We start from the raw sequence: 5,869 nt of genomic DNA on the forward strand, positions 1-5,869 counted from the left end.
GTCCTACATGGAGCGGATCGCGGCTGGCGTGCCGGGCGCCAGGAAGCTGGCTTTCGAGGCGGCGCGCCTGCCGCCTTTGCCGGTCCTGGCGCCACTCCTGGCCGAGGCGGAGACCGCGCGCGAGACGGCCGACATCGACGCCTTCGAGGAACTTTCCCTCCGCATGGCCGGTGCTGCCGTGGCCACAGCCTCTGGCGCTACGCATGTCAGCCGCGCGCCGAGCCGCCGCGACCAGAAGCGGGTGGCCGAGGCAGTGCGGTGGATCGAACTCGATGCCGACGGGCCGGTTTCCCTTTCAGCGCTTGCCGATGGGACGGCGACCAGTCCGTATCATTTCCTGCGCATCTTCCGGCAGGTGGCGGGCATGACCCCCTACCAATTCCTGCTCAAGACGCGATTGCACAGGGCCGCGGTGCGGCTACGCATGTCGGACGATACGGTTTCCGCGATCGCTTTCGGCGCTGGCTTCAGCGATCTGTCGACCTTCAATCGTCGTTTTCGGCGGATCATGGGGCAGACGCCAAGCCAGTATCGCAGCCGCCGTGGCGCATAGGCCGTTTCTGCTTGGTGAATCGGCCCGGTGCACCGCAAAGGCAGACACGCAGGCTTTTGCGTCAGGGCGGCGAAAACCGCCTTGGCCATATCGTCGCAATCATCGGTATCCATTTGAAATTACCATCAAAAATGACACTGGAAAAGTGCCGTGAAGGTTGGAGTTTCGGGCTTGCTTCCTATATAAGCACCAAGTGATTCCTGATTAGATTGTGATCCGATTTGACCGACCAGAAGACACCGCGCGGCGCCGACGGCGGCCCCACCGGCATCGAGCCGATATCCATCGTCGAGGAGATGCAGCGCTCCTATCTCGATTACGCCATGAGCGTGATCGTCAGCCGTGCGCTGCCGGACGTGCGCGACGGCCTGAAGCCGGTGCATCGCCGCATTCTCTTCGCCGCCCATGAGAGCGGCTACCATTGGAACCGCAAATATGTGAAGTCGGCGCGTCCTGTCGCCGACGTGATGGGTAAATACCATCCGCATGGCGATGCTTCCATCTATGACGCCTTGGTGCGCATGGCGCAGGACTGGTCGTTGCGCGTTCCGTTGATCGACGGGCAGGGCAATTTCGGCTCCATCGACGGCGATCCGCCTGCGGCGATGCGCTACACGGAAGCGCGGCTGACCAAGGTTGCGCACGAGCTCCTGGAGGATATCGACAAGGATACCGTCGATTTCCAGGACACGTATGATGCTTCCGGCAGCGAACCTAAGGTTCTGCCGGCACGTTTTCCCAACCTTCTGGTCAATGGCTCGGGCGGCATCGCCGTCGGCATGGCGACCAACATCCCGCCGCACAATCTCGGTGAAGTCTGCAATGGCGCCATCGCCATCATCGACAATCCGGCGATCGACCTGCCGGCGCTGATGGAGATCATTCCTGGCCCTGATTTTCCGACCGGTGGCATCGTGCTTGGCCGTTCGGGCATCTACAGCGCCTATTCGACCGGCCGCGGCTCCATCGTCATGCGCGGGCGCGTCAACATCGAACAGCGCGGCAACGACCGCGAGTCCATCATCATCACCGAAGTTCCCTACCAGGTGAACAAGTCGTCGATGATCGAGAAGATGGCTGAACTGGTGCGCGACAAGCGCATCGAAGGCATTTCCGATATCCGCGACGAGAGCGACCGCCAGGGCTACCGGGTCGTCATCGAGCTGAAGCGCGACGCCGTTGCCGACGTCATTCTCAACCAGCTCTACCGCTTCACGCCACTGCAGACCTCTTTCGGCGCCAATATGGTGGCGCTGAATGGCGGCAAGCCGGAAGTGATGAACCTGACCGATATGCTGAAGGCTTTCGTCGCCTTCCGCGAGGAGGTGATCACAAGGCGGACGAAGTTCCTGCTGCGCAAGGCGCGCGATCGCGCCCATGTGCTGGTCGGTCTCGCTATCGCAGTCGCCAACATCGACGAAGTCATCAAGCTGATCCGCACCGCGCCGGATCCGCAGACGGCGCGTGAGCAGTTGATGGAGCGGCGCTGGCCCTCTGGCGACGTGGAATCTCTGATCCTCCTGATCGATGATCCACGCCACCGGATCAACGAGGACGGTACCTACAATCTGTCCGAGGAGCAGGCGCGCGCCATCCTCGAGCTGCGCCTGCAGCGCCTGACCGCGCTCGGCCGCGACGAGATCGCCGACGAGTTGAACACGATCGGCGCCGAAATCATCGATTATCTGGACATTTTGTCTTCCCGCGCGCGCGTCCAGCAGATCGTCAAGGACGAGCTTGCCGCCGTGCGCGACGAGTTCGGCACGCCGCGCCGCACCGAGCTCACCGACGGCGGTTCGGACATGGAAGACGAGGATCTGATCCAGCGCGAAGACATGGTCGTGACGGTGAGCCATTCCGGCTACATCAAGCGCGTGCCGCTGTCGCTCTACCGGGCGCAGCGCCGCGGCGGCAAGGGCCGCTCCGGCATGTCGACCAAGGAAGAGGATTTCGTCACCCGGCTGTTCGTCGCTAACACCCATACGCCGGTGCTGTTCTTCTCCTCGCGCGGCATCGTCTACAAGGAAAAGGTCTGGCGGCTGCCGATCGGCAATCCGCAGTCACGCGGCAAGGCGCTGATCAACATGCTGCCGCTGGAGCAGGGCGAGCGCATCACCACCATCATGCCGCTGCCGGAGGACGAGGCCAGTTGGGGCGAACTCTACGTGATGTTCGCCACCACACGCGGCACCGTGCGCCGCAACGATCTATCCGACTTCGTCCAGGTCAACCGCAACGGCAAGATCGCCATGAAGCTGGAGGAAGAAGGCGACGAGATCCTCGGCGTCGAAACCTGCACCGACAAGGACGACGTGCTGCTGACCGCCAGTTCCGGCCAGTGCATACGCTTCTCCGTCGGCGACGTGCGCGTCTTCCAGAGCCGCAATTCGGTCGGTGTGCGCGGCATAACCATGGCCGAGACCGACCGCATCATCTCGATGTCGGTGATAGAGCATGTCGATGCTTCGCCGGCGGAACGCGCCGCTTACCTGAAGCGCGCGGCGGCGGAGCGGCGGCTTGCCACGGAAACGGCCGGAGAAGAGGAAGAGATCGCGCTGACCAATGAGGAGATCGGAGAGGAGACAGAGCTTTCCGACAGCCGATACGAAGAACTCAAGGCGCACGAACAGTACGTGCTGACGGTGACCGAATTCGGCTACGGCAAGCGTTCGTCGTCCTATGATTTCCGGCTGACCGGACGCGGCGGCAAGGGCATCCGCGCCACCGACGTGTCGAAGGCGGCCGAGATTGGCAGGCTGGTGGCGACCTTCCCGGTCGGCAATGACGACCAGATCATGCTGGTGTCGGACGGCGGCACCGTCATCCGGGTGCCGGTCAACGGCATTCGTTTCGCCAGCCGCGCCACCAAGGGTGTGACCATCTTCAACACGGCTGAAGGCGAAAAGGTGGTTTCGGTCGAGCGGATCTCTGAACCGCAAGCGGACGAAGAAAGCGAAGAAACCGTCGAGGGCGGTGCCGATGCCGCTGCGGCGTCTGACGCCGGTCCGGAGGGTGCGGACTAAGTCCGGCACCCAGGTTTTGACATGGCAACGCCGGCCAGCTGGCCGGCGCGGCAGCAAGTCCAGGCTTTATCAGTAGTGGCGATATGGCTTACGCGGGCCGAAGCCTTCGAAGCGCTTGGTGTTTGCCTTGACGCGGATGCGTTGTGCCTCCTGATGCAGCCCAAATACGGTGGCGATCAGCATGGCGACGGTCATTGCGGTGGCGAGCATGTAGATCAGCATGTGCGTGTTCTCCTGCGCCTAACAACGGATAGATGGGATTTTGGTTTCATCTAATTAAGGTGCAACCTAGTGAACGCTGCGTGAAGGCTTCGTGATCAGCGTGTTCATCTGTCGTTCATGTGCCGGAAAAGGTTCACGGCCGGCGCGCCGATCGGATTTGCCTTTGCGAGAGAGGCTCGCTAGAGCCTGTTCCATCTTGGTGGACGGAAGATGGAACAGGCTCTAGCTTTCATTTGAGCATGATCTCTAGGACAAACGAAAAACCGTTTGTCCGCAAAAACCGGTTTCCACTTTTTGGGATCATGCATTAGAAGCACCTGCCATGACCGAACGCATCGCCCTCTATGCCGGCTCCTTCGACCCGCTGACCAACGGCCATCTCGATGTGCTGAAGGCTTCGCTGGCCGTGGCCGACATCGTCTATGCGGCGATCGGCATCCATCCGGGCAAGCAGCCGCTGTTTTCCTTCGAGGAGCGGGTGAAGCTGATCGAGACCGCGGCGAAGGCGGAATTCGGCAGCGATGGTGCCCGTATCAAGGTCGTCGCTTTCGACGGGCTGGTCATCGACGCCGCCAGGAAGCACGGCGCCTCGATCATGATCCGCGGCCTGCGCGACGGCACCGACCTCGACTATGAGATGCAGATGGCCGGCATGAACGAGACTATGGCACCTGAGTTGCAGACGGTTTTTCTGCCCGCCAGCCCGTCCGTGCGCACCATTACCGCCACACTTGTCCGCCAGATTGCCTCTATGGGAGGCAACATCCGCCCCTTCGTCCCGGCGGCGGTTGCCGGTGCGCTCACCGCCAAATTCGCGAAATAAGATTCCGGAGATAGATATGCAGCTGAAAAAGCTCGCCTCGTTCCTCGTTGTGCTTGCCGGCCTTGTGACCGCATCGGTCTCGGCCTTCGCCGCCGACCCGGAAAACACCATGGTCATCACGCTGAAGGACGGCGACGTCACCATTGCGCTTCGGCCCGATCTGGCGCCAAAGCATGTCGAGCAGATCAAGAAGCTGGTGCGCCAAGGCGCCTATGACAACGTCGCCTTCCACCGCGTCATAGACGGCTTCATGGCGCAGACCGGCGACGTCAAGTTCGGCAATATGAAAAAAGGTTTCAGCGCCGAGGCCGTCGGCACTGGCGGTTCCGACCTGCCCGACCTGCCGGCCGAATTCTCGCAGACCGAACATTACAAGCGCGGCGTGGTCGGCATGGCCCGCTCGCAGGACCCCAATTCGGCCAATTCGCAGTTCTTCATCATGTTCGCTCCGGCACCGCCGCTCGACGGCCAGTACACCATCGTCGGCAATGTCGTCAGCGGCATGGAACTGGTGGATCACATCAAGAAGGGCGACCAGGCGGATAACGGCACGGTCTCCGACCCCGACCGGATGATCAAGGTGCGCATCGCCGCAGACAAGTAAAATTGCCAAATAACTCTGTTTTCTCAAAAGGATATCTGACATGGCCGAAATCAAGGACCGCGAGAACGCGCTCATCATGGAAACGACCAAGGGCACGGTCGTCATCGAACTTTTCCCCGACCTGGCGCCGGGCCACGTCTCCCGCATCAAGGAACTGGCTAGGGAAGGCGCCTATGACGGCGTGGTCTTCCACCGCGTCATCGAAGGCTTCATGGCCCAGACCGGCGACGTCAAGTTCGGCAATTCGAGCAAGCCTTCCTTCGCGCCGTCCCGCGCGGGCATGGGCGGCTCTGAGAAGCCGGACCTGAAGGCCGAATTTTCCAACGCCAACCATGGCCGCGGCACCTGCTCGATGGCCCGTTCGCAGAACCCGAACTCGGCCAATTCGCAGTTCTTCATCTGCTTCGACGATGCCGCCTTCCTCAACCGCCAGTACACGGTCTGGGGCCAGGTCATCGAAGGCATGGACAATGTCGACAAGATCAAGCGCGGCGAGCCGGTGCAGGATCCCGACAAGATCGTGTCGCTGAAGGTCGCGGCCGACGTCAAGTAAGGGCAAACGACAATGATGGGCGTCGTCTGGTCGCTTCTCGGCATCCTGTCCGGCGCCTTCATTGCCATTCAGGCGCCGATCAATTCGCAGC

At 61.7% G+C, this 5,869-nt stretch carries 6 protein-coding genes and 1 pseudogene; 6 read left to right on the forward strand and 1 reads right to left on the reverse strand.

Going from position 1 to position 5,869, the window contains the following annotated elements; genetic code table 11:
- Both EN932_RS27170 and gyrA read left to right on the forward strand, forming a co-directional pair.
- The coding region (locus tag EN932_RS27170; RefSeq protein WP_164890637.1) for an AraC family transcriptional regulator at window positions 1-553 on the forward strand (553 nt) is incomplete at its 5' end.
- A gap of 221 nt (window positions 554-774) precedes the next feature.
- Window positions 775-3,576, forward strand: coding sequence for a DNA gyrase subunit A (gyrA, locus tag EN932_RS27175; protein WP_013531829.1), 2,802 nt, complete (start codon window positions 775-777; stop codon window positions 3,574-3,576).
- Window positions 3,577-3,645: 69 nt separating this feature from the next.
- Here the strand turns inward: gyrA and EN932_RS27180 are convergent, their stop codons facing one another.
- A complete protein-coding gene (locus tag EN932_RS27180) occupies window positions 3,646-3,798 on the reverse strand; it encodes a hypothetical protein (protein ID WP_081714296.1) in 153 nt (50 codons plus the stop codon).
- A 322-nt stretch (window positions 3,799-4,120) separates the two neighbouring features.
- On the opposite strand from EN932_RS27180, the gene coaD reads away from it, so the two are divergent.
- From coaD to EN932_RS39120, 4 genes and pseudogenes are all read left to right on the forward strand, one after another.
- Complete coding sequence (gene coaD, locus EN932_RS27185; protein ID WP_013531827.1) at window positions 4,121-4,621, forward strand: pantetheine-phosphate adenylyltransferase; 501 nt, start codon at window positions 4,121-4,123, stop codon at window positions 4,619-4,621.
- A gap of 109 nt (window positions 4,622-4,730) precedes the next feature.
- Window positions 4,731-5,225 (forward strand): peptidylprolyl isomerase, encoded by a 495-nt coding sequence (locus EN932_RS27190; protein WP_224619653.1) that lies wholly within the window; start codon window positions 4,731-4,733, stop codon window positions 5,223-5,225.
- Window positions 5,226-5,265: 40 nt separating this feature from the next.
- Window positions 5,266-5,778 (forward strand): peptidylprolyl isomerase, encoded by a 513-nt coding sequence (locus EN932_RS27195; RefSeq protein ID WP_013531825.1) that lies wholly within the window; start codon window positions 5,266-5,268, stop codon window positions 5,776-5,778.
- Between the two features lie 12 nt (window positions 5,779-5,790).
- Window positions 5,791-5,869, forward strand: a pseudogene (locus EN932_RS39120) (EamA-like transporter family protein); the annotation flags it as partial.

This window comes from Mesorhizobium sp. M7A.F.Ca.US.002.01.1.1 (assembly GCF_004022955.1).
Taxonomy (GTDB): domain Bacteria; phylum Pseudomonadota; class Alphaproteobacteria; order Rhizobiales; family Rhizobiaceae; genus Mesorhizobium; species Mesorhizobium ciceri.

What these genes read in the sequence shown, in the direction of transcription:
- EN932_RS27180 (WP_081714296.1), bottom strand. Translation starts at nt 3,798, where the DNA reads ATGCTGATCTACATGCTCGCCACCGCAATGACCGTCGCCATGCTGATC.
- coaD (WP_013531827.1), top strand. Translation starts at nt 4,121, where the DNA reads ATGACCGAACGCATCGCCCTCTATGCCGGCTCCTTCGACCCGCTGACC.
- EN932_RS27195 (WP_013531825.1), top strand. Translation starts at nt 5,266, where the DNA reads ATGGCCGAAATCAAGGACCGCGAGAACGCGCTCATCATGGAAACGACC.
- EN932_RS27190 (WP_224619653.1), top strand. Translation starts at nt 4,731, where the DNA reads ATGGTCATCACGCTGAAGGACGGCGACGTCACCATTGCGCTTCGGCCC.